The organism is Flagellimonas sp. (assembly GCF_965601775.1).
Classification (GTDB): Bacteria; Bacteroidota; Bacteroidia; order Flavobacteriales; family Flavobacteriaceae; genus Flagellimonas.
Genome location: NZ_OZ271837.1, coordinates 151,313 through 173,554, shown reverse-complemented (window position 1 = coordinate 173,554; position 22,242 = coordinate 151,313). Strand labels below are relative to the sequence as shown.

The 22,242-nt window shown below is 40.1% G+C and carries 19 protein-coding genes; 14 read left to right on the top strand and 5 right to left on the bottom strand.

Annotated features, from left to right (window positions below; genetic code table 11):
- Positions 1 to 8 precede the first annotated feature (8 nt).
- The gene (locus ACSLUF_RS00820; RefSeq protein WP_435624236.1) at positions 9 to 1,562 is read right to left on the bottom strand and encodes an aryl-sulfate sulfotransferase; all 1,554 of its coding nucleotides are present in this window, start codon (positions 1,560 to 1,562) and stop codon (positions 9 to 11) included.
- Positions 1,563 to 1,667: 105 nt separating this feature from the next.
- On the opposite strand from ACSLUF_RS00820, the gene ACSLUF_RS00815 reads away from it, so the two are divergent.
- A complete protein-coding gene (locus tag ACSLUF_RS00815; RefSeq protein WP_435624235.1) occupies positions 1,668 to 2,810 on the top strand; it encodes a lycopene cyclase family protein in 1,143 nt (380 codons plus the stop codon).
- On the opposite strand, the gene ACSLUF_RS00810 is transcribed toward ACSLUF_RS00815, so the two are convergent.
- Positions 2,807 to 3,790 carry a polyprenyl synthetase family protein gene (locus tag ACSLUF_RS00810; protein ID WP_435624234.1) on the bottom strand — a complete coding sequence of 328 codons (984 nt, stop codon included), beginning with the start codon at positions 3,788 to 3,790 and terminating at the stop codon, positions 2,807 to 2,809. The two genes, ACSLUF_RS00815 and ACSLUF_RS00810, sit on opposite strands and share 4 nt — an antisense overlap.
- A gap of 119 nt (positions 3,791 to 3,909) precedes the next feature.
- Here ACSLUF_RS00810 and ACSLUF_RS00805 point away from each other — a divergent pair, with 119 nt between their 5' ends.
- The 6 genes from ACSLUF_RS00805 to ACSLUF_RS00780 all read left to right on the top strand — a co-directional run bounded on the left by ACSLUF_RS00805 (position 3,910) and on the right by ACSLUF_RS00780 (position 11,782).
- Complete coding sequence (locus ACSLUF_RS00805; RefSeq protein WP_435624233.1) at positions 3,910 to 4,452, top strand: RNA polymerase sigma factor; 543 nt, start codon at positions 3,910 to 3,912, stop codon at positions 4,450 to 4,452.
- 11 nt (positions 4,453 to 4,463) lie between these two features.
- Positions 4,464 to 4,874, top strand: coding sequence for a hypothetical protein (locus ACSLUF_RS00800; RefSeq protein ID WP_435624232.1), 411 nt, complete (start codon positions 4,464 to 4,466; stop codon positions 4,872 to 4,874).
- A 217-nt stretch (positions 4,875 to 5,091) separates the two neighbouring features.
- Positions 5,092 to 5,697 carry a TetR/AcrR family transcriptional regulator gene (locus ACSLUF_RS00795; RefSeq protein WP_435624231.1) on the top strand — a complete coding sequence of 202 codons (606 nt, stop codon included), beginning with the start codon at positions 5,092 to 5,094 and terminating at the stop codon, positions 5,695 to 5,697.
- A complete protein-coding gene (locus tag ACSLUF_RS00790; protein ID WP_435624230.1) occupies positions 5,698 to 7,056 on the top strand; it encodes a TolC family protein in 1,359 nt (452 codons plus the stop codon).
- 23 nt (positions 7,057 to 7,079) lie between these two features.
- Positions 7,080 to 8,255 (top strand): efflux RND transporter periplasmic adaptor subunit, encoded by a 1,176-nt coding sequence (locus ACSLUF_RS00785; RefSeq protein ID WP_435624229.1) that lies wholly within the window; start codon positions 7,080 to 7,082, stop codon positions 8,253 to 8,255.
- A 17-nt stretch (positions 8,256 to 8,272) separates the two neighbouring features.
- Positions 8,273 to 11,782, top strand: a complete 3,510-nt coding sequence (locus ACSLUF_RS00780; protein WP_435624228.1) for an efflux RND transporter permease subunit — start codon at positions 8,273 to 8,275, stop codon at positions 11,780 to 11,782.
- A gap of 66 nt (positions 11,783 to 11,848) precedes the next feature.
- Here the strand turns inward: ACSLUF_RS00780 and ACSLUF_RS00775 are convergent, their stop codons facing one another.
- On the bottom strand, positions 11,849 to 12,199 hold the full coding sequence (locus ACSLUF_RS00775; RefSeq protein WP_435624227.1) for a toxin-antitoxin system YwqK family antitoxin: 351 nt from the start codon (positions 12,197 to 12,199) through the stop codon (positions 11,849 to 11,851).
- Between the two features lie 371 nt (positions 12,200 to 12,570).
- Between ACSLUF_RS00775 and aspS the strand changes: the two genes are divergently transcribed.
- The 5 genes from aspS (at position 12,571) to ACSLUF_RS00750 (ending at position 17,552) form a co-directional block, all read left to right on the top strand.
- Positions 12,571 to 14,319 carry an aspartate--tRNA ligase gene (aspS, locus tag ACSLUF_RS00770; protein WP_435624226.1) on the top strand — a complete coding sequence of 583 codons (1,749 nt, stop codon included), beginning with the start codon at positions 12,571 to 12,573 and terminating at the stop codon, positions 14,317 to 14,319.
- 60 nt (positions 14,320 to 14,379) lie between these two features.
- On the top strand, positions 14,380 to 16,164 hold the full coding sequence (locus ACSLUF_RS00765; RefSeq protein ID WP_435624225.1) for a chloride channel protein: 1,785 nt from the start codon (positions 14,380 to 14,382) through the stop codon (positions 16,162 to 16,164).
- Positions 16,161 to 16,424 carry a hypothetical protein gene (locus ACSLUF_RS00760; protein WP_435624224.1) on the top strand — a complete coding sequence of 88 codons (264 nt, stop codon included), beginning with the start codon at positions 16,161 to 16,163 and terminating at the stop codon, positions 16,422 to 16,424. The genes ACSLUF_RS00765 and ACSLUF_RS00760 overlap by 4 nt, the downstream gene beginning before the upstream one ends.
- A gap of 80 nt (positions 16,425 to 16,504) precedes the next feature.
- Complete coding sequence (locus ACSLUF_RS00755; protein ID WP_106144042.1) at positions 16,505 to 16,699, top strand: cold-shock protein; 195 nt, start codon at positions 16,505 to 16,507, stop codon at positions 16,697 to 16,699.
- A 79-nt stretch (positions 16,700 to 16,778) separates the two neighbouring features.
- Positions 16,779 to 17,552 carry a hypothetical protein gene (locus tag ACSLUF_RS00750; RefSeq protein ID WP_435624223.1) on the top strand — a complete coding sequence of 258 codons (774 nt, stop codon included), beginning with the start codon at positions 16,779 to 16,781 and terminating at the stop codon, positions 17,550 to 17,552.
- Here the strand turns inward: ACSLUF_RS00750 and ACSLUF_RS00745 are convergent.
- Positions 17,527 to 17,976 (bottom strand): nucleoside deaminase, encoded by a 450-nt coding sequence (locus ACSLUF_RS00745; RefSeq protein WP_435625857.1) that lies wholly within the window; start codon positions 17,974 to 17,976, stop codon positions 17,527 to 17,529. The two genes, ACSLUF_RS00750 and ACSLUF_RS00745, sit on opposite strands and share 26 nt — an antisense overlap.
- A gap of 79 nt (positions 17,977 to 18,055) precedes the next feature.
- Between ACSLUF_RS00745 and dxs the strand changes: the two genes are divergently transcribed.
- Both dxs and ACSLUF_RS00735 read left to right on the top strand, forming a co-directional pair.
- On the top strand, positions 18,056 to 19,822 hold the full coding sequence (dxs, locus tag ACSLUF_RS00740; protein ID WP_435624222.1) for a 1-deoxy-D-xylulose-5-phosphate synthase: 1,767 nt from the start codon (positions 18,056 to 18,058) through the stop codon (positions 19,820 to 19,822).
- Positions 19,819 to 20,883, top strand: a complete 1,065-nt coding sequence (locus ACSLUF_RS00735) for a DUF3078 domain-containing protein (protein ID WP_435624221.1) — start codon at positions 19,819 to 19,821, stop codon at positions 20,881 to 20,883. The genes dxs and ACSLUF_RS00735 overlap by 4 nt, the downstream gene beginning before the upstream one ends.
- Here the strand turns inward: ACSLUF_RS00735 and dgt are convergent.
- On the bottom strand, positions 20,880 to 22,238 hold the full coding sequence (gene dgt, locus ACSLUF_RS00730) for a dGTP triphosphohydrolase (protein WP_435624220.1): 1,359 nt from the start codon (positions 22,236 to 22,238) through the stop codon (positions 20,880 to 20,882). The genes ACSLUF_RS00735 and dgt overlap by 4 nt on opposite strands.
- Positions 22,239 to 22,242 lie beyond the last annotated feature (4 nt).

The following is a 22,242-nucleotide window of genomic DNA, read 5'->3' as shown; positions in this document are numbered from 1 at the left end:
TTTTTAAATCAATCCAATAGAGAAACTCGAAGGACATTGTGAAAACTAATATTGAAAATCGTATTGGGTGGATTGATGGTTGCTTCAAAGAGAACAGATTTGGTACCGTAATCCACTTCTACTACTTTTCCCGCTGGCACTCCCCCGCTTACCGACGAACCTGGTGTAAATAAAACAGCGTTTTTATCAGCGAGGTAACTCACCTTAGAAACAATTCTGGCGTAGGTTTCAGAACCACGCTCTTTACCATAAGACCAGACTTGCTTGATGGTTCTATTTTCTTCATCAATTTCGTATTCCACAGCCCTGCTATAAGGTCCGGCATTGATATAATTTCTATTATCCCCATTATCAAAAATCATAAGGTTGCCGTTGGGCATTAATATTGGGGAATGTTGGTACCAAGACCATTCAAAATCGGGATGGTTTACGGTTCCATCCAGTACGTCCAAATCTGTAATGGGTTGGTCGTTGGCATCCAATGGGGTCAATAAAAACTGTGCTAAATCGATTCCGTTTCCTGAGGTATTCCACTCCCTATGCGGAGCTAAAATATAGCTTACCTCATTTTGTTGGTTTAGCTTAACCACTCCTTGAGTTCTTCCAGATATGATTATTTCATCATCTTCGCTACTATACTCCAAAGCATTGGCATGAAACCAGTCCACGTTAAGGTCTGCTAAATCTGTGGGCCATCCCCTACGTGAGTTATCCAAGGAGTTATTTAAATCCCATGTATTGGTGAATTCTCCCGTAGCCCTATCTATCTCAATCACCACATCCTCAACGGTTGCCTTTGTGGCGTCGTTAATTGTTACCAAGAGGTTTCCATCCGGTTTTTCGATGACATGATGATGAAAGCCGTTCCCCTGCAAACTCCATGAATTGATAATCCTTCCAAAAAGGTCTATTTCGTAAATGGATCGGGTTGCAGCATTTCCAAACAAAAAGTTCCCGTTCCGAAGTTGGGTGATTCCATTATCAAAAAACAAATCCAACAACTCTGGATGTCTTGAAAAATTCAAATACCATCGGATATCCCCAAACTGGTCAAAAATGAAAGGGCGTTGGGGTCTAAAGTTTTGGTTAAAACCGAAATAATTAACCAGATTGAACTCCAATTCGGACGAATTTGAGGGAACATCAATAGTGATTTGCGGCATATCCGCAATTAAAGGATCAGTCTGAACATTGACTGTTTGATTTTCCAAAACTGTACCTGTACCATCAAAAAAAGTAAGCTCCAATTGATTGTTATGATCAGGGTACAATCCAAATACCTCCAATTCAAAGCTGGTGGCAGTGCCAGGAAATCTTCTGGTAATATCAGAAGCGCTACCCTCCCTACCTACTACAGTCACTTCGACCGAGACCGCTTCAGTGGTTTCTAAATCAATCACAGCATTCAAGGGTGCATATCCTGTAGGGTTCAATCGCACATCAATGGCCCTAATTACATCTGAATCCAAGCCGGGATTTGTGGTTACCGGTGCTTCATCATCAGAACATGCGTTTAACAAAACCATGAATATAACCAGTAGTCCTACTTTTCTTATTTCCATAGACTTATATTTCCATTAAGGTACTCTTTTTGGCTAAAAAAAAGAAGAGCTTAAGCATTCAAATATACATTTAGCCATAGCTTCTTTAATTTGTATTTTTGGGGAATGTCCCATTACGACTATATCATTATCGGTGCGGGTGCATCCGGATTGCTTTTGGCAGATGCCCTAGGTTCCGACCCCTATTTTTCATCCAAATCCATTTTACTTTTAGAAAAGGAAAGCAAGACTCAAAATGACCGCACCTGGTGTTTTTGGGAAGATGGGGAGGGTTCCTTTGATCATCTACTTCGGAAAAAGTGGGATCACATTTACTTCGCAGGTAAAAAGCTGCGTTTATCCACTGCAATTACTCCTTACTCGTACAAGATGATCCGGGCCATTGATTTTTATTCCCATTACAACAATGCAATTGAAAAATATGCCAACATTACCCGAATTACGGATGAGGTCACTGCCATTAATGAAATGGATGATTGTATAAGCGTTGAGGGAAAAATCAATTCCTATATGGGCCTTAAAGTGTTCAACAGCATTTTTTCTTATGATCCAATACATCAACAGAAAAAATATCCTGTACTTCAGCAGCACTTTATCGGATGGTTCGTAAAGACTGAAAACCCTGTTTTTAATGCTGAGGAGGCCACTTTTATGGATTTCTCCATTCCGCAAAATGGAAATACCCGTTTTATGTATGTGCTCCCCTTCTCTGAAACGGAAGCCTTGTTCGAATACACCTTATTCTCTGAACACCTATTGGAAAAAGAGGAGTATGAAAATGCCATTAAGGCTTATTTGGATGAACATTATGGGAATGTATCTTACACCATTACTGAGAAAGAACAGGGAAGCATTCCAATGACCGCATATCCCTTCCATAAAAGGAATACAGATTCGCATATGTATATTGGTATTGCAGGCGGATGGGCCAAACCCAGTACAGGTTTTACATTCTATTCTACCAGCAAAAAAATCAAAAAGCTCATTACCCATTTGAAACAAAACAAACCCTTGTCGCGTTTTCACCAGCAAGATAAGTTCTGGTTTTACGATATGCTTTTACTGGATGTTTTAGCAAAAAACAATGATTTGGGACAATCAATTTTTGAATCGCTATTCAAAAAAAGGAAGGCAAGTTTAATCCTAAAATTTTTGGATAACAATACAAGCATTTGGGAGGACATACAGATGATGTCAGCCCCTAAACCCATTCCATTTGTTCGGGCTTTATTTGGACGTCTTTTCTAGATTGAGCGCTCCATAAGTTGCTTTCCAAATTCCTGCAAGAGCATTTTGTTTTCTTTGGGCGCAGAAATTTCTGCCAAACTCCCAAATGCTTTTTGCGTGTAGTTCTCAATTTCCTTTTTCAAAAAGTCTACGGCACCACTTTTCTGAAAAATATCTTTGGCCTTTTCAATCTTTTGTTCCGGGTTTTTCGGTTTTTCGGAAAACAGCCTTTCCAGTTCCTTCTTATCATCAGAAGAAGCAAATTCAAGCGCCTTTAGATAAAGTATGGTTTTCTTATTCTCAATAATATCTCCTCCTACCTGTTTCCCAAAGGTTTCAGGGTCACCAAAAGCATCCAAATAATCATCTTGCAATTGGAATGCAATTCCCAAATCCCTTCCAAAATCATATATGAAGTCCGCATCAGAATCGTTGGCACCGGCAATTATAGCCCCCATTTTGAGGGATGCCGCAACCAAAACTGCAGTTTTATATTCAATCATCTTAAGATATTCCGAAATCGTCACATCATTTCGGGTTTCAAAGTCCACATCATACTGTTGGCCTTCGCAGACCTCAATTGCTGTTTGGCTAAATAGGGAAACCAATCTTTTGAAGATTTGTGGTTCATATCCTTCAAATAGCTGATAGGATTTTATCAACATGGCATCCCCGGACAGAATTCCCGTATTGATATCCCACTTTTCATGTACAGTTACCTTTCCTCTTCGTAAAGGGGCATCATCCATAATATCGTCATGTACCAAAGAAAAATTGTGGAACATCTCAATAGCTAAAGCGGCATCCAATGCATCTTCAATTGAACCGTTAAAAACATCAACGGCCATTAAGGTGAGAACGGGACGCATTCGCTTCCCTCCCAAACCCAAAATATAGGAAATGGGTTCATAAAGATTTTCAGGTGCTTTGGTATTGAACCGTGCATCCATATGAGTCAGTACCTTTTCTCGAAATTGATCAATTTTATTCTGATTCATCATGCACCAAAAATACGTGCCAAAACCTACAAGAAACACAAGAATTGAAAAAAGTTTATCCTAAAACGCAATAGTTTTGAAAACCTTCGTCTTTAAAAGCAGAAGAGTTGAACAACTAATCAATGGCATCCATACAGGAAAGCGACCAAAATAAGCTGACATCCTTTTTCAACGAGGAATATCATTCGTTAAGAGCCTACGTGAAATCCAAAATAACTGATAGCACAGATAGGGATGCGGAAGATATCGTTCAGGATGTGGCGGTACGGATTTTTTCCAGACCTGTTGATGCCATGCCCATAACCAATATTGCTGGTTTTGTTTACAACTCGGTAAGAAATAGAATTATTGATTTGATGAGATCTAAAAAAGGGGGTTCCTACGCCAGTGAGGACATTGATCAACAATGGCAGGAATTTGCAGAACTGTTTTATGGCGATGCTGATAATACGTACGCCCCAGAAATAGTATATGCTTTGCGTAATGCAATAGAGCAATTAAGATCAGAATACAGAGACATTATTATCGCTGTGGACTTTGAGGGATATACCTATAAAGAGATAGCCCTTGAGACTGGAATATCACCTGGTACTTTAATGTCCAGAAGACATAGAGCTTTGTCCGTGTTGGCCAAAGTATTGGAAAAAGAAAAAAATAATTTTTAAAACGTATTGAAATGAAAGCTGAAAAAAAATACGAAGAGGATGTAAAAGAATTTGTAAAAAAGGCAGTCAAGGTGTTTTTCATGGTAGCCATTGTTATTCTGTTCGCCTTCTTGATAGGATATGTGGTCATGTTACTATGGAACTGGCTTATGCCTTCCATTTTTGGATTGACCACGATTGGGTATTGGCAAGCCATCGGTCTACTGGCATTGGCCAAAATACTGTTTGGTCTTGGAAATCATTCCTCTAAAGGAAAAGGAATGAAACAAAAGCGAAAGCGAAAAATGGAAGAATGGTGCAAGTCAAGAAACTCCTTCTCTGATTGGAAGCACTACGATAACTTCTGGAAAGAGGAGGGAGAAGCGGCTTATAAGGCCTATGTTGAACGCATGGAAAATGAAAAACCAAATGAAGAAGTCTAAGTCCAATACAATTCAAGAAAGATTGCAAAGTCGTTCCAGGTCGTTTTTCTGGAGTTCAAAATCAAAAAACACAACTCAGTCCAAAAAAGATTTAGGTATTCGTCATTTTGTCGTTGGTTGGCTCAATTAAACCAAAGATCAACTGACGTTAAAAAAATGCAAAACTTTGGAAACTTTTTTTGTTTTTTTAGTTTCCATTTTACATTTGCCCTTCCAAATGAGAGAAGAAATCTTACATAAGGCAACTGAATTGTTTTTGAATCTGGGGTTCAAAAGTGTGACCATGGATGATTTGGCCAACGAGATGGGTATCTCGAAAAAGACCATTTATACCCACTTTGAGAATAAAACCAAATTGGTCGAAGAAAGTACCATGGATTTATTTTGGTTCATTTCAAATGGAATCGATGAAATTGTTGCATTAAAAAAGAACCCAATAGAAGAGCTTTACGAAATCAAGAAATTTGCAATGCTCCATTTAAAGGACGAAAAATCTTCTCCGCAATATCAACTGCAAAAGTACTACCCCAAAATTCATGACGCTCTGCGTAAAAAACAATTCGATATCATGCAGGATTGCGTTTTGGATAACGTAAAGCGGGGTATGGATTTAGGTATTTACCGAAATAACCTCAATATAGAATTTGTATCAAGGATTTACTTCTCAGGAGTTATCAGTATAAAGGACAACAGTCTGTTTCCTATGCGCATATTTTCAATGCCTCAACTAATGGATTATTTTCTTGAATACCATTTGAGGGGAATCGTAACTCCAGATGGACGAAAAAAATTAAACTCAATCATCAATTCAAACCAAGAATAAATGCGAACAATCATTTTCAGTCTTATTTTGAGTCTGCCTTGGCTAATGTTAGGTCAAGAGAAATCAAATAGCTATACCCTCGATGAGGCTATTGCGTTTGCCCTCGAGCATAACTACAGCGCAATCAATGCTGAAAGAGACATTGTAGATGCCCAAAAGCAGAAATGGGAAACCATTGCCGACGGGCTTCCACAGATTTCAGGTGCTGTTTCTTATCAAAATCAGTTAATACAACCTATAAATCAGTTTCCCTCCATTCTTGTTCCACCAGAGTTTTTGCCCCCCGGTGTGGTACAGGACCCCGATGTTTTTGTTCCCATCATATTTGGACCTCCGCAAACTGCTACGGCCACAGCAACCCTAACCCAGCAGATTTTTGATGGTTCGTATATTGTTGGGGTACAGGCTACCAAAGCGTTTTTGAGCTTTAGCCAAAACAATAAGGAAAAGACTGCTCTAGATGTTCGGAAATCTGTGGTAGAGGCCTATGGTAATGTGCTTTTGGCCCAGGAGAGTGTTTTGATTTCCGAAAGAAACAAGGCCACCTTGGAAAAAAATCTTTATGAAACCAAGCGTATTTATGAAAACGGATTGGGAGATGAGGAGAGTGTGGACCAGCTTCAGATTACCCTTTCTTCGGTTGATAATCAATTGAAGAACGCCAAGAGATTGGAAAAAATTACTTTGCAAATGCTCAATCTTATGATGGGATTACCCATTGAAAATCCAACGATATTGGCAGAAGGTTTGGAAGATTTGACCCAAAGGCAAATTACACCTACCCTCTTGGATACTGAATTTAATATTGAGAACAATGTAGATTATAAATTGGCTCTCAATCTAAACGAACAACGCTTCTACGAATTGAAATTGGCAAAGAGCAGGGCACTGCCTTCGCTGAACGCCTTTGTCAACTATGGAGCGAATTCCTTCAGCGATAGCTTCAACTTTTTGGACAGAGGGCAACAATGGTTTGAGACTTCCATACTTGGTTTCGACCTTAACATTCCCATCTTTAGTTCATTAAAAAGGAGTGCCAGCACCCAACGCGCCAAAATTGCTTTGGAAAAGGCAAAAACACAATTAACGGAAGCTGAGGAACAGATTAGGCTTCAATTGGAAAGCGCAAAGAGCGATTATATTTTGGCGGTGGAAGAGTACGATACTTCAAAAGAAAACTTGAAACTGGCAGAACGTATTGAAAATAAGAACCAAGTAAAATATACAGAAGGTTTGGCCACCAGTTTTGAACTTAGACAAGCCCAAACCCAATTGTATTCTACTCAGCAGGAGTTTTTGCAATCCATGGTAGATGTAATCAATAGTAAAACAGAATTGGAAACCATTATCAATCAATAATCAAAAAACAAAACCATACAATCATGAAAAAAATATCCCTATTACTTCTTACGGCGATCACCCTCTATTCATGTGGTGGTGGTGGCGGAACTGATGTAGAAACAGTTCTGGCTGGCAACGATTTGGCTGCCATTCGTACCAAAAGAAACGAAATAACAGCCCAACAAAAAGCTTTGGAAATGGACATCCACAAGTTGGATTCCGTTATTGCCATTTTGGACGATAGCGCAAAACTGCCCTTGGTCACCACTTTTGAGGCAAAAACTGAAAACTTTGACCACTATCTTGAACTGCAAGGGGATGTAACTACGAAGCAAAATGTTTTGATTTACCCGGAAATTGCAGGAACTCTATATCGAGTCTATGTGAAGGAGGGTCAAAAAGTCTCTAAAGGTCAGCTATTGGCCTCTATAGATGATGGTGGTTTATCTAGTCAATTGGCCCAGATGAAAACACAAGCTGCTCTGGCCAAGACCACGTTTGACCGTCAGAAAAGACTTTGGGAACAAAATATTGGGTCTGAAATCCAATATCTGGAAGCTAAAACAGCCTACGAATCCCAAGAGAGTGCGGTAAAACAAATGCAAAGTCAAGTGGCTAAGTCATCGATAAGAGCTCCTTTCTCTGGAGTTATTGATGATGTAATCAAAGACCAAGGAACGGTGGTAAGTCCCGGTCCTGGTTCTGAGGTTTTTAGAATTGTGAACCTTTCCAATATGTATATCAAGGTGGATGTTCCAGAAAGCCATTTGCCTAACGTTACCCAAGGAAAAAATGTCCAAGTATATTTTCCGGTAACGGGTGATAGTGTTGTTACCAAAGTACGTCAAACGGGTAATTTTATAAATCCAGGAAATCGTTCGTTTACAGCAGAGATTCCAGTACCTAGCCATGATGGTAAAATAAAACCAAATCTTACTGCCAAGGTAATGATCAACGACTACTCCAATGAATCGGCCATTTTGATTCCCCAAAGTATTGTCTCTGAAAACGCAGAGGGTGAGCAATATGTTTATTTGGTAGCTGCAGATTCAGCAACATCGGATGCGGTAGCCATGAAGGCAGTGATTACTACAGGAAAAACACAAGGCGACCTTGTGGAGGTACTTTCTGGAATAGCAAGCGGTGATGGGGTCATCGATGAAGGCGCTAGAAGTGTAAAAGATGGCCAAAAGGTGAAAATCCTAAGTGTTGAATAGTCAAAAAATATAGCATTATGGACGACAAACAGAAAAAAGTAAATAAGGAATTTAGACTGGCTTCCTGGGCTATTGACAACAAGACAACGATGTATGTTTTGATTGCCGTTATCCTCTTTTTAGGAGCTTCGGCCTATTTCAGCATGCCTCGTGAGAATTTCCCTGAAATCAAAGAAACCAAAATCTACATCAGTTCCCTTTATCCCGGAAATACAGCCGAGGACATTGAAAAGCTGATTACTGACCCTTTGGAGGATGAGCTGAAGACTGTGAGCAATGTCATTGAAATCACTTCCACCTCCCAAGAGGATTACTCCATGATTATAGTGGAGTTTGATGAAAGTATTTCGGTTGAAGCAGCCAAACAAAAAGTAAAAGATGAGGTAGATTCCCAAACTGCAGGAGAGGATTGGCCCACGTTTAACGGTGCCAAGGTAGAGCCGACTGTTTTTGATTTGAGCATGTCTGAGGAAATTCCCATCCTGAACATCAACATTTCAGGGGACTATCCGGTGGACAAGCTCAAGGAATATGGAGAATATCTTGAAGATGAAATTGAAAGTCTTCAAGAAATTAAGCAAGTAGATATCCGAGGCGCCCAAGAAAAGGAGGTTGAAGTTGCCGTTGACATTTATAAGATGATGGCGGCCAAAGTTAGTTTTGACGATATCATCAATACCATCAGTCGAGAGAACATGACCACTTCAGCTGGAAACTTAATAACCAGTGGTCAGCGAAGGACCATTCGAATCGTTGGTGAAATCGATGAGCCTAGTGAATTGGAAAACTTCGTGGTCAAATCCGAAGACAACAATCCAATTTACTTGAGGGATATTGCCAAGGTTACTTTCAAGGAGGAGGACAAGACCACATATGCTAGAGAATTTGGTCATCCGGTAGTGATGTTGGATGTTAAAAAGCGCGCTGGTAAAAACATGGTGGCCGCCGCGGAACAAATTCAGGTCATGGTGCAAGATGCCAGAGATAATGTGTTCCCGCAAGACCTTGAAGTGACTATTGCCAATGATCAGTCTTCCAAAACCATTGGTCAAGTGGATGACTTGGTGAACAATATCATATTTGGTATCATTCTAGTGGTAACCGTATTGATGTTCTTCTTAGGATTTAAGAATGCCCTATTCGTAGGTTTCGCCATTCCGATGTCCATGTTTATGTCCTTAATGATATTGAGCACCTTGGGATATACCATGAACACCATGATTCTCTTTGGTCTTATTATGGGATTGGGAATGTTGGTGGACAATGGAATTGTGGTAGTTGAGAACGTATATCGCTTAATGGACCAAGAGGGTATGTCCAGAATCCAAGCAGCGAAAAAGGGAATTGGAGAAATTGCTTTCCCCATTATCATATCCACCTTAACCACGGTTGCAGCCTTCGTTCCACTAGGACTTTGGCCTGGCGTAATGGGTCAGTTCATGATTTATTTCCCAGTGACACTTTCCGTGGTTCTTGGGTCGTCATTATTTGTGGCCATCTTCTTTAACTCCGTTTTGGTATCGCGATATATGACCACAGAAGATAAAGATATGCCGTTAAAGCAAATCATTCGCATTACCTCCATTGTAGGTGGAATTGGTTTAATCATAATGATTGTAGGTGGAAGCTACAGAGCCTTGGGGTCGCTTATGGTACTTACCGCTATCTTACTTTGGATATATCGCTTGTTTCTTAGAAACTGGGCCAATGGATTCCAAAACAAGATTTTACCTAAATGGGAACGTTTTTATGAGAGAACCCTTCGTAGGGCGTTAACGGGAAGAAGACCTATCGTTATTGCTATTGGAACCTTTGTGCTATTGTTCCTGGCATTTATGGGCTTTGGTGCCTCTGTGGGTAGTCAACGTACTAAGGTTGAGTTTTTCCCTGACAATACTCCTAATCAGATTATTGTTTATATAGAATATCCAGAGGGTACAGATATCAAAAAAACCGATGCCATTACCAAAGATGTAGAGAAAAGGGTATACAATATCATTAATGAAGAGGCCTATTTACACGGAGATTTCAACTTCTTAACAGAAAGTGCCGTTTCCCAAGTGGGTGAAGGAGCTGGAAATCCACAAACAGATGGGGGTTCAACAGCGGAAATGCCCCACCGTGGAAAAATTACCGCAACCATGCGGGAATATAAATTCCGGGAAGGCGCGGATAGTAACGAACTTCTCAAAAAAGTACAGGAAGCACTTAAAGATATCTATCCCGGTGTCGCTATCTCCGTAGAAAAAGATGCAGTAGGACCTCCAGCTGGTTATCCAATCAACATTGAGTTGGAGGGGGATGATTATTCTGAGCTGATAGTTTCCGCAGAAAAAATGAGAAACTACATCAATTCCAAAAACATCCCAGGAATAGATGAGCTTAAAATAGATGTGAACAAATCCAAGCCTTCCATGTTGGTTGCTGTAGACCGTAAAAAAGCCGGTGAATTGGGAGTGGCTACAGGTCAAGTTGGACAACAGCTGCGAAACTCTATTTTCGGGGCAAAGGCAGGCATCTATAAGGAAGATGGAGAAGACTATGATATTTATGTGCGATTCAATGAAGAGAATAGATATAACACCAGTGCCATTTTTAATCAGAGAATCACCTTCCGTGACCAATCTTCAGGACAAATTAAAGAAGTACCGGTTTCTGCAGTGGCGCGACAAGTAAACAGTTCTGGTTTCAGTGCGATAAAGCACCGAGATGTGAAGCGAGTGGTAACCGTGTATTCTGCACTTGCTCCAGGCTATACGGATGCAGGGGCCATTGTGAGCAAAATCCAAGATGAAATGGAGAGTTTCTCAGATTTACCTCCAAATATTCAAGTTGACTACACGGGTCAAATCGAAGAACAGAACAAGCAAATGGCCTTCTTGATGGGAGCCTTTTTCACAGGTCTTGGTCTTATTTTCTTCATTCTGATATTCCAATTCAATTCCGTTTCAAAACCAGGAATCATTATGCTGGCCATCTTCCTAAGTTTGATTGGAGTTTTTGGTGGAATAGTAGCTACAGGAAGTGCTTTTGTAATCATGATGACCATGATGGGTATTATTTCCTTGGCTGGGATTGTGGTAAACAATGGGGTAGTTCTATTGGATTACACCCAACTTTTGATTGATCGTAAAAAAGTGGAACTGGAACTGGATGACGACGATTTGTTGGAGCCTAAGGACTTTTTGGAAGCGGTGGTCAAAGGAGGTAAAGCTAGGTTGCGTCCTGTATTATTGACAGCAATCACTACCATCTTGGGACTGATTCCTTTAGCGACTGGATTTAATATCAACTTCTTCACCCTTTTCAGTGAGTTTAATCCTAATATTTATTTTGGAGGAGATAACGTAATCTTTTGGGGGCCGTTGGCTTGGACCGTAATTTATGGTCTCTTCGTAGCGACCTTCCTCACGCTAATTGTTGTGCCTATACTGTTCAGCATCGTGTATCGCGTTAAAGTTCGAATTAGAAAAAACAAGGTAAAGAAGGAAGAAACCAAAAAGGAAGTGTTGGATATTGCGGCATAATCCACACACTATTTGTAATAAAAAAAGCCCGGCCAAATGGCCGGGCTTTTTTTATGGACAAACTTTTTATAAATCCACCGAAACGATTTCTGATCTATTCCAGTTTTTCACACTAACAATTCGATTGTCCAAGTAATCTACTTCCTTTAAAATCTCACCTTCCCAAAAGAACCATTTCCCAGCTCTTTTTCCTTCCTCATATTTACCGGAAGCAATTTTCTTTCCATTATCCGTATACATAAACCATTGTCCATGCAACTTACCTTTTAACATATAACCCGTTTGGGCTACATTACCGTTTTCGTGAAAATATGTAGCTTTTACCATTTTCCCCACTTTTTCCAAAGTCGGTTCTGTTTCTTGAGCGTACATACAGACCGAAAACACCATCATTAAGAGTAATATCGATTGCTTCATCTATTATGGGTTTTAAATTATTTTCCGAACTTATAACGATGTAAAAGTAGTTATTATTTTACATTAAATACACTTTTGAATAACATTTAATTTACATTAAATTAACTTTAAACTTTTAATAAACTGTCAATCAATGATTTAACTAATTCTATTATTATACTTTTTATTACAAATCATCGATGCTTTTAGCAGTAAGTCCTTTTTAAATGATATGTAAATTTTACGTTAATCAATAGTTTTGTAATTGTTTCCATCAAAATTCTTGAAAATTCTGGTTCATATATCTCCCAAATACATAATCTGATATTTAATCTGTATAACTGATAGTAAATCACAGCATTCCTTTTAAATTTGCCGTTCATTCTCAAATTATGTTCAGAAATACGACTTGTGGGGCACTTCGCTCGTCAGATATAAATACTGTAGTAACCTTAAGCGGTTGGGTACATAAAGTACGCGACAAGGGTTTTGTGGTATGGGTTGATCTTAGAGATAGATATGGCATTACCCAATTGGTATTTGATGAGGATCGCTCTTCCAAAGAACTTTTGGAGAAAGCAAAAGAGCTCGGTCGAGAAACCGTTATCATGGTAAAAGGTACGGTGATTGAAAGAGCATCAAAAAATCCCAATATTTCCACGGGTGATATTGAAGTGTTGGTGAACGAGCTTCAGATTCTCAATCCATCAGAGCTTCCTCCATTTACCATTGAGGATGATACGGATGGTGGAGAAGATATTAGAATGAAGTATCGATATCTCGACATCCGAAGAAATCCAGTAAAGAACAATCTTATCTTTCGGCACAAGGTGACCATGGAGGTTCGAAAATACTTATCAGACCATGGCTTTATCGAAGTCGAAACTCCCTATTTAATAAAATCCACTCCTGAGGGTGCTAGGGATTTCCTAGTCCCCAGCCGAATGAACGAAGGTCAGTTTTATGCCCTTCCCCAATCCCCTCAGACGTTCAAACAGTTGCTGATGGTTGGTGGTATGGATAAGTACTTTCAAATCGTGAAGTGCTTCAGAGATGAAGATTTGAGAGCTGACCGCCAACCCGAGTTCACCCAGATTGATTGCGAAATGGCATTTGTAGAGCAAGAGGACATCCTAAATGCGTTTGAGGGTCTTACCAAGCATCTTCTCAAGGAGATACATGGAATAGATTCCGACGACTTTCCAAGAATGACTTTTGATGAAGCGATGCAGAAATATGGGAATGACAAACCTGACATTCGTTTCGGGATGGAATTTGGTGAATTAAACTCCGTTGCTCAGCATAAAGATTTCAATGTCTTCAATTCTGCAGAATTGGTTGTCGGCATTGCCGTTCCCGGAGGAGCTTCATACACTCGCAAGGAAATTGACAAGCTTATTGACTGGGTAAAGCGACCACAGGTGGGTGCCAAAGGTATGGTCTATGTAAAATGCAATGAAGACGGTACTTTCAAATCCTCAGTAGATAAGTTTTACGACCAAGAGGACTTAGCGGAATGGGCCAAAGTAACCGGAGCGGAAGCTGGTGATTTGATTTGTGTACTTTCCGGAGACACCAATACAACCCGAGCCCAGCTTAGTGCACTTCGCATGGAAATGGCAAAACGTTTGGGATTGAGAAAATCCGATGAATTTGCTCCGCTATGGGTCATAGATTTTCCGTTATTGGAATTGGATGAAGAAACCGGTAACTATCACGCCATGCACCACCCATTTACTTCACCAAAACCGGGTCAATTGGAATTATTGGATACAGACCCGGGAGCCGTTCGGGCCAATGCCTATGATTTGGTATTGAATGGAAACGAAATTGGTGGGGGTTCCATTCGTATTCATGATAAAGAAATACAGGCTACGATGTTCAAACATCTTGGATTCACTCCAGAAGAAGCCAAAGCCCAATTTGGATTCCTTATGGATGCTTTCCAATATGGGGCACCTCCCCATGGAGGCATAGCCTTTGGGTTGGACCGTCTGGTAGCCATTCTTGGAGGACAAGAAACTATCCGTGATTTCATCGCTTTCCCAAAAAACAACAGTGGACGCGATGTGATGATTGATGCCCCTGCAAACATAGACGAAGAACAATTGAAGGAACTCCATTTAAAATTGGATATGTAACAATTTGAAAATCCCGCTTAATGGCGGGATTTTTTAATACTTTTATTCAATAACCTCCGGATGGACAGTAAAGTCAAAAAATTACTGACCCGTTTTTTAAAATGGAGATATAAAAACGTCTCCAATAAGACCTTTGTGCATGTTACCAGCCTCATTGTGGGGTTTTTGGCAGGTTTGGTGGCGGTAACCCTAAAAAACACCACGTATCTTATTCAATCCCTATTAAAAGCCGGTATCATTTTTTCGGAGAACCAATTGTATTTTATTCTTCCCATTGTTGGGTTGGCTTTGGTTTTCCTATATGTCAAGTTTGTTCATAAACAACCCTTACAACATGCCGTGTCCTCCATTATCTTTTCTCTATCCAAAAAAAGGGGTTTGCTGCCCGTAAAAGATATCTATACTCCTTTAATTGCAGCTCCTCTAACTGTAGGTTTTGGAGGGTCCGTTGGTTTGCTGGGTCCAGCGGTGCAATCCGGTGCAGCACTGAGTTCGAGCCTTAGTAAAATACTTCATATTGATGCTAAAACTCGTTCTTTATTGGTAGCCTGTGCCTCCGCAGGTGCCATTTCATCCATTTTCCAATCGCCAATAGCAGCAGTTATTTTTGCTATGGAAGTGTTCTCCCTGGATTTGGCCATGTCATCCTTGTTACCCCTGTTATTGGCCTCTATTTCCGCTGTACTTACATCATACTTTTTTTTGGGGAATGAGTTACTCTTTAGCTTTTCATTGAATGAAGGCTTTCAGCTTGGTGATACCCTTTTCTATATATTATTGGGAGTGGGTACCGGATTTGCTTCAATCTATTTTACCAAAATGTATTTTCAGATTCTCAAGTGGTTTGAGCCTTTTAGAAGTCCAAAATACCGCCTTTTGGTCGGAGGGATTGCTATAGGCATAATGCTTTATGCTATTCCTCCCCTATATGGAGAGGGTTTTGGATTTATCAATAATCTGCTTGATGGGAACCACCTACTAGCTTTGGGAACCACTCCATTCGATGCCTACACAGAAAATATTTGGGTAGTAATAGCCCTCCTCTTCGGAATTACTTTATTTAAGGCTATAGCCATGACAACTACATTTGCAGCTGGGGGTGCAGGTGGAGTATTCATACCAACCATGGTAATGGGAAGTGCGCTGGGTAACGTAGTGGCAAAAATCATCAACAATCTGGGACTGGGTTGGGAAGTTTCAGAAAGTAATTTTACCTTGATTGGAATGGCCGGCCTGATCGCTGGGGTGATTCACGCACCTCTTACCGCAATCTTCCTTATTGCCGAAATAACAGGAGGATATCAGCTGTTTGTTCCCTTGATGATTACCGCCTCCATATCCTATTTAATCACCAAAAACGCCTTGGATTACACCATTTACACGAAAGAACTTGCCAAAATTGGAGCACTATTGACCTACAATAAAGACCAAATGGTATTAAATCTTATGGAGGTTGAGGACGTTATCGAAAAGAACTTTAAGTCAGTCACTCCAGAGATGTCATTGGGTGAAATGCTGTACCAATCAGTTTCTAAATCCAAAAGAAACCTTTTTCCGGTCTTGGATGAAGAAAAAAAACTTATTGGTATTATTATTTTGGACGATATTCGCGAGATTATGTTCGAAACTGAACTCTATGATAAAGTATTTGTAAAAAACTTAATGCATGCCCCTCCCGAACATATTTTTCAAGATACAGATACCATGAAAGAAGTCATGCGAAAGTTTCAGGATAGTGGAGCATGGAATCTTCCTGTAATCAAAGATGGGAAATATGTGGGCTTTGTATCAAAATCAAAACTACTCACCGCATATCGAAGAAAACTTATCAATTTTTCCGCATGAAGTTTAAAGTGAAATATCTAATTACAGGGATTGTGGTGCTATCCTTCTGCTCCATTTTTTACGGATTTCAAATTAAGACCGAAAACGAACAAAAGGGGAACAAATTCATAGGAGCAGGGACTGTTGGCCTATTTTTAATTGCTATGCCCCTTTTCCTTTTCAAGGAGAGCAAGGGTAAAAAAATGAAAGACTACATGCTAAACAAGGAAAATATTGAAAAAATGCAGGCTAAAGAGGCCGAGAATAAGAAGAAGCCATAATTTTCCAAAGATTTAAAGAGTAATACTATCACTTACCATTTTAATAGCATACCTTCGCGTTTTAACAATTTTTATTTTTAATGACTGGTACAGTAAAATTTTTCAATGAATCCAAAGGTTATGGATTCATTACCAACGACGAAACAGGTCGCGACATTTTTGTCCATGTTACTGCGTTGAACGGCGTAGAGCTTAAAGACGGAGACAAGGTAGAATATTCTGAAGAAGAAGGAAGAAAAGGAGTGGTTGCTGCACAAGTGCAAGTAATCGGATAATATATTGTATTCTTGATTAAGTACACCCTGATGCATGCATCAGGGTTTTTTTGGCTCCTAATCCAAGTAATTTTGAACAATGTTTACCCTTCATCCCATATTGGACCAAATGGAATCCCTTTATAAGTTACCAAGGGACAGGAGGAGATTTGACATATATCTAAATATGCTTCAAGGTGAACAAAAAAAAGATATGCTCCTGCCCATAGCTGGATACAACCCCATGGGCAAAGAGAACGTCTTGGAAAAAATTCAAGAACTGAAAAGGTTAAAAGCAGAGGTGTTAATGTCCGAAACGCTTCAAAAAATAAATACAGAAATAGACACAAAGACCTTCCCTGATATTCAAGTGGTCCTAAACCTAGCAGATGATGTTGGTGGTTCATGGTCCGATAGATGTACAGTTGACTATACCAGCAAGTTCAATATCGACCCCTTGGTAAAACGGCGATTTTGCACCCCCTATTTTTGGTGCTCTGAAGCGTTTACAAAAGAAAAAATAGTCTCCCGAACCCTGGAGTACGCCTATCGCATGTTGTTTTGGATTGATATCGGGCAACCAAAAGCCTTAAAAGATTTTGTTCATCAAGAAGTATATATCGCATCAAAGAGACGTCCTAAAAAAGACTCTATTAGCAAGGAAAATCTTAAAAAAGCAAAGGAATATTTTAACCAAAACTGTGATTCGGAGAAGTATTCCATACTGTTCAACTTTTTCTACGGTGACGCCGCTTCAGCAGCCCTGAACTATCCTAGTTTCGGAACGTATGAAAACCAAGGTTTCCTTTTTGCGAACCATCTTTCCCAAAACAGTGAGAGCTTGGGTGTCAATTTAGGTTTCTCCTTTGAATAAAAAAACGTTTTAGTAACTCTGAAGCTTCATTTTCCAAAACCCCACCTGTAATTTCCGTTTTAGGGTGTAGTTGAGTTCCCATTACATTAAAGCCACGCTCCAAATCTGGAGCACCATAAACCAACTTTGCAATCTGACTCCAGTACAAAGCACCAGCACACATTTGGCAGGGTTCTAATGTGACATACATTGTGCAGCGATGCAAATATTTGCCTCCCAAAAAATTGGAAGCAGCAGTAATCGCCTGCATTTCCGCATGCGCGGTAACATCCTTCAATCTTTCTGTTAAGTTGTGGGCTTTCCCAATAATCCGATTATCAATTACCACTACCGCACCAACTGGAACCTCTCCATTTTGGAAAGCAAGCTCAGCTTCTTGTAACGCTTTTTTCATGAAGTAGGCATCATCAAATGGGTTTTCCAAAGTCTTCAAAGATTTAATTTTCAAGCGAATCTAAAACAAATCAATTTATGGATAATGGGTATTTTTGCTTTTTATCTTTTTGGAATCACTGTTAGCACATATCAACTCGCCTAAGGATTTAAAAGAACTGGATAAAACCAAGTTGTCGATTCTGGCAAAAGAGTTGCGGGAATTCATCATAGAAATTGTCGCTACCAAAGAAGGACATTTAGGTGCTAGCTTGGGAGTGGTAGAATTAACTATTGCCCTACATTATGTATTCAACACTCCAGAGGACAAACTGATTTGGGATGTAGGCCATCAGGCTTATGGACATAAAATTCTAACCGGAAGGAAGGAAATATTCGATACCAATCGTCAATTGGGAGGTATCAGCGGTTTCCCAAAAAGAAGCGAAAGTGAATATGATGATTTCGGAACAGGTCACAGCTCAACGGGAATTTCTGCTATTTTGGGTATGGCGCTTGCCTCAAAATTAAAAGGCATTACAAACAGACAGCACATTGCCGTTGTAGGAGACGCCTCCATCGCCAGCGGAATGGCCTTTGAAGGATTGAACCATCTTGGGGTAACTGATGTGAACGCCCTAATCATCCTTAACGACAATGCCATCGGTATAGATCCAAGCGTTGGGGCATTGAAAAAATATTTGACCAATGTGAAACAGGGTACTGCCAAAGACGAAAACCTGTTTGAATGTCTCAATTTGAACTATTCAGGTCCTATTGATGGGCATGACTTGGATGTTTTAATTGAAGAACTGGAACGCCTTAAAACCATTGAAGGGCCTAAACTGCTTCATATTATCACCAAAAAAGGCAAGGGGCTCCAAAAGGCTGAGGAGAATCAAGTTGCTTATCATGCACCAGGTAAATTCGATGCGACAACAGGGGAGCGACTCAAAAAAACAGACAAAGGCATGCCCCCAAAATATCAAGATGTTTTTGGACACACCTTGGTTGAATTGGCGAAACAAAACAAAAATATTATTGGCATTACCCCAGCGATGCCAACAGGTAGCTCATTAAAATATTTGATGGAAGCTATTCCGGATAGGGCCTTTGATGTAGGTATAGCCGAACAGCATGCGGTAACCTTGGCTGCTGGTATGGCAACACAAGGTCTAATACCTTTTTGCAATATCTACTCCACCTTTTTGCAGCGAGCTTATGACCAAATTATTCATGATGTAGCCTTGCAGAACCTTCCTGTCATTTTTTGTTTGGACCGGGCTGGACTTGTGGGTCAGGATGGCCCCACTCACCATGGAGTTTTTGATTTAGCCTATCTCAGATGCATTCCGAATCTAACGGTTTTTGCTCCCATGAATGAGGTGGAATTGCGCAATGTGATGTACACTGTGCAAAAAGGCCTTACCCATCCAATGGCTATAAGATACCCCAGAGGAAGAGGAGTCACCCTCAACTGGCAAACTCCATTTGAATCCATTCCCATTGGTAGAGGAGAGTGCCTGAGAAAAGGGACAAAATTGGCGATACTAACTATTGGACATATTGGTAATGTAATAACCCAGCTTTTAGATGAAATCGATAAGGATGGTATGGTGGGGCATTATAACATGAGATTTGTAAAGCCCCTAGATTCAGAATTGTTACATACCATTTTTGGGCGATACGATAACGTTTTTACCGTTGAAGACGGTTGTCAAATCGGAGGTTTTGGTTCGGCCATACTGGAATTCGCAAGTGAGCATGGTATATCCAAACCTATTCGCTGTTTTGGTATACCGGATAGGTTTATTGACCACGGTACGATGCCAGAAACACATGAATTAGCTGGAATTGATATAAATTCGTTGCGCACAACCATTAAATCGGCCTTATGACGCGAATTCAATTCGTTGTTATCCTATGTTTGGTTTCTTTTTTTTCATCTTATGCCCAGGTCAATCCGTTAAAGGTGTTTGAAAGAAACAACGATAGTACTGAAAGCTTCCGACCTGTTAGAATTAAGGACGTTAAGCTAAAGTATGTGCCAAGAGGCGCAAGATTGTCCAGTCCAGTTACTTTTCTAAACCGTACCAAGCCCTTAACTAAAAAATTTAAGCGCTTTGTGCCCCAATCTTTTTGGGACAAGGGTCATGAATTTGGTTTGAACATTAATGAGGTTGCCTTTGTCAACTGGAACGCAGGTGGAGAAAATTCCGTTTCTGCACTAGCCAATTTACGCTTTACCCGTAATTACAAGTTCAGATACCTCGATTGGAAAAACGAGCTACGGCTGCGATATGGTATCAACGCACAAGAGGGTAGGGAACTACGGAAAACCGATGACCAGATTCGGCTTAACTCCACATTTAGTTTTCGAAAAGACACGATTACCAATTGGTATTATGCCATAAATGCCTCATTCAACACTCAGTTTTCAAACGGATTCAATTATCCGGACACAACTACACCTATCTCCCGGTTTATGGCCCCTGGATACTTTTTTTTAAGTGCGGGAAAAGCGTATATCGTTCCTAACGATAAGTTTAATCTCTTTGTGTCTCCACTTTCTCTTAAGGCTACTTTTGTATTGGATGAAACCTTATCCAATCAAGGAGCTTTTGGTGTGGAGGAAGGTAAAAGTGTCTTTACTGAAGTTGGATTTGTACTCAGGAATACTTGGGAGAAAGAAATTTTCAAAAATGTATTTATGAACCATCGCTTAAGTTTATATACTGATTATATCAGGAGTTTTGGTAATGTGGATGTCGATTGGGAAGTAAACTTTAATTTGAAGGTGAACAAGTATATTAATGCCAATGTGGGAACCCACCTTATCTATGATGACGATATTCGATTTGATGAGGAATTTGCTGACGACGGCACGGTCATAGACCCGGGAGAGCCTAGAATCCAATTTAAACAATTACTGGGAGTGGGATTGACCTACGCTTTTTAGAGCTGTTTCCCCATAATCTTGTTGTGGAGATGGACCGCAGCGCTATCTGACAAGCCAGCAATAAAACAACAGGTGTCCAATAGAATCTTATATGTAGACTTCTCAATATTACCAAAACCATTTGGCAAGCTTTTGATAAGCAATCTATCATAATTGGACCCCATACCCTTCTTAGTATTAATAATGGCCGTGGTAAACACATCCAACAAGTCTTGAAGAATGCGATACCCCGCTATTTCCTTGTCTATCACCTCGGTGGACTGATAGATTTTCTCAACACTTATCTTAATGATATCATCTACCTGAGCTTTGTACTTCCCTTTATCCAAAAGGGCCGAACTAAAGGTTCCTTGCAGAATTTCATCCTCCTTTTCAGCAAAGACAGCAATGGCATCTGATATCAACGTACTAATAGCCAACGCCCGTAAATAGCTGAGTCTGTCACTGGTATGAGACAATTCATTGTACTTCTTGGTATTGATATTTTCCTTTACCAAATTGATTAGATATTCTAGGGCATACTCCTCTGAAATCAGTCCAAGATTGATCCCGTCCTCGAAATCTATTATGGTATAACAAATATCATCCGCTGCCTCCACCAAGTAAGTCAAGGGATGTCTGTAAAATCCAACGCCCGGGTTATTCGGATTTCTAGTTAGACCCAATTCAGAGACCACCTCCAAAAAAAAGTCACTGTCGCTTTGAAAAAAACCAAACTTTTTGTCCGCTATGTGTTTTGAAGGTTTTTTGGGTAATGAGGCTTTCGGGTATTTCATGAATGCACCCAATGTTGCATAGCTTAACCTTAATCCTCCCATTACTCCAGCCTTGGATTCGGTTAAAAGTTTAAATCCGTTGGCATTCCCTTCAAAATCCACCAAATCTTGGTACTCTTCTGCAGATAAGACATCTTTAAAGCCTTTCCCTTTGCCATTTTCAAAAAAATTACCAATGGCTTTTTCTCCGCTATGCCCAAAGGGAGGATTTCCAATGTCATGTGCAAGCGCAGCTGCGGCTACTATAGCTCCAAAATCGTTTACTTGGTGGCCCAATTGATGGTTCAACTCTGGATATTTTGAAAGAATGAGTTTGCCGGCAGACCGACCCAAGCTTCGACCAACAACAGAAACCTCAAGACTATGGGTCAGTCGCGTATGAACAAAGTTCTTTCGGGAGCCAACAGAGATGGGAAGTGGAATTACTTGTGTTTTATCTTGTAAACTTCGAAACGGTGAAGAAAAAATAATTCGGTCATAATCCACTTCAAAACCCAAACGGGTTTCGTCCTGATTTTTTCGTTCCCGTTTAGTAGTATCTCCGTACCTTTTCAGGGAAAGTAATTGTTCCCAAATCATAGAT

Bases quoted from the DNA above. Each gene is read 5' to 3' on its own strand.
- ACSLUF_RS00800 (WP_435624232.1), top strand. From the start codon at position 4,464: ATGAAAGCTGAAAAAAAATACGAAGAGGATGTAAAAGAATTTGTAAAA.
- ACSLUF_RS00780 (WP_435624228.1), top strand. From the start codon at position 8,273: ATGGACGACAAACAGAAAAAAGTAAATAAGGAATTTAGACTGGCTTCC.
- ACSLUF_RS00815 (WP_435624235.1), top strand. From the start codon at position 1,668: ATGTCCCATTACGACTATATCATTATCGGTGCGGGTGCATCCGGATTG.
- ACSLUF_RS00765 (WP_435624225.1), top strand. From the start codon at position 14,380: ATGGACAGTAAAGTCAAAAAATTACTGACCCGTTTTTTAAAATGGAGA.
- aspS (WP_435624226.1), top strand. From the start codon at position 12,571: ATGTTCAGAAATACGACTTGTGGGGCACTTCGCTCGTCAGATATAAAT.
- ACSLUF_RS00820 (WP_435624236.1), bottom strand. From the start codon at position 1,562: ATGGAAATAAGAAAAGTAGGACTACTGGTTATATTCATGGTTTTGTTA.
- ACSLUF_RS00805 (WP_435624233.1), top strand. From the start codon at position 3,910: ATGGCATCCATACAGGAAAGCGACCAAAATAAGCTGACATCCTTTTTC.
- ACSLUF_RS00795 (WP_435624231.1), top strand. From the start codon at position 5,092: ATGAGAGAAGAAATCTTACATAAGGCAACTGAATTGTTTTTGAATCTG.
- dgt (WP_435624220.1), bottom strand. From the start codon at position 22,238: ATGATTTGGGAACAATTACTTTCCCTGAAAAGGTACGGAGATACTACT.
- ACSLUF_RS00750 (WP_435624223.1), top strand. From the start codon at position 16,779: ATGTTTACCCTTCATCCCATATTGGACCAAATGGAATCCCTTTATAAG.
- ACSLUF_RS00785 (WP_435624229.1), top strand. From the start codon at position 7,080: ATGAAAAAAATATCCCTATTACTTCTTACGGCGATCACCCTCTATTCA.
- ACSLUF_RS00735 (WP_435624221.1), top strand. From the start codon at position 19,819: ATGACGCGAATTCAATTCGTTGTTATCCTATGTTTGGTTTCTTTTTTT.
- ACSLUF_RS00760 (WP_435624224.1), top strand. From the start codon at position 16,161: ATGAAGTTTAAAGTGAAATATCTAATTACAGGGATTGTGGTGCTATCC.
- ACSLUF_RS00775 (WP_435624227.1), bottom strand. From the start codon at position 12,199: ATGAAGCAATCGATATTACTCTTAATGATGGTGTTTTCGGTCTGTATG.
- ACSLUF_RS00810 (WP_435624234.1), bottom strand. From the start codon at position 3,790: ATGATGAATCAGAATAAAATTGATCAATTTCGAGAAAAGGTACTGACT.
- ACSLUF_RS00755 (WP_106144042.1), top strand. From the start codon at position 16,505: ATGACTGGTACAGTAAAATTTTTCAATGAATCCAAAGGTTATGGATTC.
- ACSLUF_RS00790 (WP_435624230.1), top strand. From the start codon at position 5,698: ATGCGAACAATCATTTTCAGTCTTATTTTGAGTCTGCCTTGGCTAATG.